Raw genomic sequence first — 2,098 nt, 5'->3', positions numbered from 1 at the left:
CCGCGGAAACCGCCATCACCACCTTTCCGGGGCCCGATGCCGCCGCCGGCGGTGCCGCCATTGCCGCCATTGCCGCCACTGGCGTTGACGGTGATACCGTTCGCCAGGTCCGCTGTCGTTGTGATGTTGCTGGTCGATGTGGTCGTCACGGTCGCGGTGCCGCCGTCGCCGCCTCTGCCACCGGTACCACCGTTGATCAGCAGCAGATGGAAGGCAAATCCACCATCGCCGCCATCGCCGCCACTTGCATTTGCACTGATGCCGCTCGCGGAGGCGCCACTGGTCTGCAACTGGGCCGTATTCGTGATATCGACGACGCCACCCTTGGCCCCATTACCGCCATTGCCGCCATCGACCTCGAAGAAGGGAGGGACAATGGTTGGCTCGACGGTCGAGCCGCCATTGCCGCCTCTGCCGCCAACGGCGCTGCCGACAAAGGCGCTGCCGACGCTCGATTGCGGATCATTATTTGTGTAGTTGACCGGTCCGGTGGGAGGATGGCCGTCATCCGCATCGGCATCGCCGATCACATTTGCGCCGTTGTCTCCGGGCGCACCGTCGTGATTGATCACGACCTGCGCATGGACTGGGCTTGTGTGCAGAAGGGCAAAACCGCTCAGAGCCGTGGCACCAAGCAACAGGGTCAGCCGCGCTGCCATGACTGCCAGACGAGGGTTTCCGGCCACCGGAGATTCTGCAACCCGGGGAAGTCGGCTCCCCGCCAGGAGCGGCATACAGGAGCGGCGTCCGACCGCTTCGCCGTCAAAATCCGCGCACTCAAAATCCGCGCACTCAAAAGAGCGCCTTGAGAACAACGCCATGCACTTAGCCCCCTTAGAGCAGGCGCTCCCAATCCCTCCTTGAGTTAGGCGCCCCCGCCACGGTCAGTCCACGCAATAAAATGCCGGCACTTTGCAATAAGGTTCAATGCATTGAGGCCAGCAGTCCGCAGTCCCGCTTGTGAAGTACTGGCTCAATTAGAATACATAAACTTGCGCCAGAAGGAACCGAAAACTTACGTAAGGGACACTGACCAAAGCCATCTGCTTTTCATAGTCGTCATATGACGGCAATCTGCGTCCCGGGACTAGGTGGCAGTCAGTACTCGGGTGCGGTTGGTGTGAGGGCGATCACCATTCTCGCCATGGCATCGCCGGACAAACACCCTATATATCCGGCGTGATGAGATTTTTTGTAGGAATTGCCGGATGCACATGCGTCGTTCATCGATGATTCTCGCATTGGCGATGCTGGCCGGAGCGGGGCCGGCCGGCTTTGCATCGCCCGCTTCGGCACAGGTGCTCAATCCCGCGGCCAGAAACAATGTGATCATCCAGCAGAATGATCTGCAGGCCTTGCAGAACCAGGTTCAGCGGCAGCAATTTCAGCAGCAGCAACAGCAGTATCGTGCCCAGGATCGCGTCATCGTCCAGCAGCCGCCGCCTGTCGTTCCGCAGGTCAGGCCGAGCTGCCAGACGCAGATAATCGGCAACACCGCCGTCAGCACCTGCCGCTGACAGACGGCACCTTCTTTTATTTAGCCGACTTACATGATAGGGCACTTTGGGTGCCCCCGCGGTCGTTTGGATTTTGCAAAGGCATCGCATCACGCTAAGGGGCATTGCAGCGACTGGATTGTTAAGATGGCAGCCACCAAGAAAAAGGCCGTACGCCAGGCCAAGAAAGGCGAAAGGATCCGCCAAGTGGCGGCGATTCCCTTTCGGCTGAACGCGCGCGGAGACATCGAGGTGATGCTGGTCACGTCGAGAACGACGAGACGCTTCATCGTGCCCAAGGGGTGGCCGATGAAAGGCAAGAGCGGGCGCAAGGCAGCCACTATCGAGGCGCTGGAGGAAGCCGGCGTGCGTGGCAAGACGCTGAAGCGGCCGGCGGGCACCTATTCCTACTGGAAACGCCTGGCCAACCGCTTTGTCCGCGTCGACGTCATCGTGTTTCTGCTGGAAGTGACGGAAGAGCTCGCCGACTGGCAGGAAGCCAAACGGCGGCAGCGGGCATGGCTGGCGCCGGCCGACGCCGCGATGCTCATCGACGAGCCCGATCTCTCGACGCTGGTGAGCACCTTGACGCTGCCCGAGCC

The 2,098-nt window shown here is 61.1% G+C and carries 2 protein-coding genes and 1 pseudogene; 2 read left to right on the top strand and 1 reads right to left on the bottom strand.

Annotated features, from left to right (window positions below; all coding sequences use genetic code 11):
- Positions 1 to 821 (bottom strand): annotated as a pseudogene (locus EOA36_RS34200) (hypothetical protein); the annotation flags it as partial.
- A 387-nt stretch (positions 822 to 1,208) separates the two neighbouring features.
- On the opposite strand from EOA36_RS34200, the gene EOA36_RS34195 reads away from it, so the two are divergent.
- Both EOA36_RS34195 and EOA36_RS34190 read left to right on the top strand, forming a co-directional pair.
- Entirely contained in the window at positions 1,209 to 1,517 is a 309-nt protein-coding gene (locus EOA36_RS34195) for a hypothetical protein (RefSeq protein ID WP_127281103.1), read from the top strand.
- A gap of 126 nt (positions 1,518 to 1,643) precedes the next feature.
- A partial coding sequence (locus EOA36_RS34190; RefSeq protein ID WP_145969476.1) for an NUDIX hydrolase occupies positions 1,644 to 2,098 on the top strand: 455 nt, incomplete at its 3' end.

Source organism: Mesorhizobium sp. M8A.F.Ca.ET.021.01.1.1 (assembly GCF_003998025.1).
Lineage (GTDB): Bacteria > Pseudomonadota > Alphaproteobacteria > Rhizobiales > Rhizobiaceae > Mesorhizobium.
The sequence above is the reverse complement of the archived record's forward strand: the minus strand, read 5'-3'. Positions and strand labels throughout refer to the sequence as shown.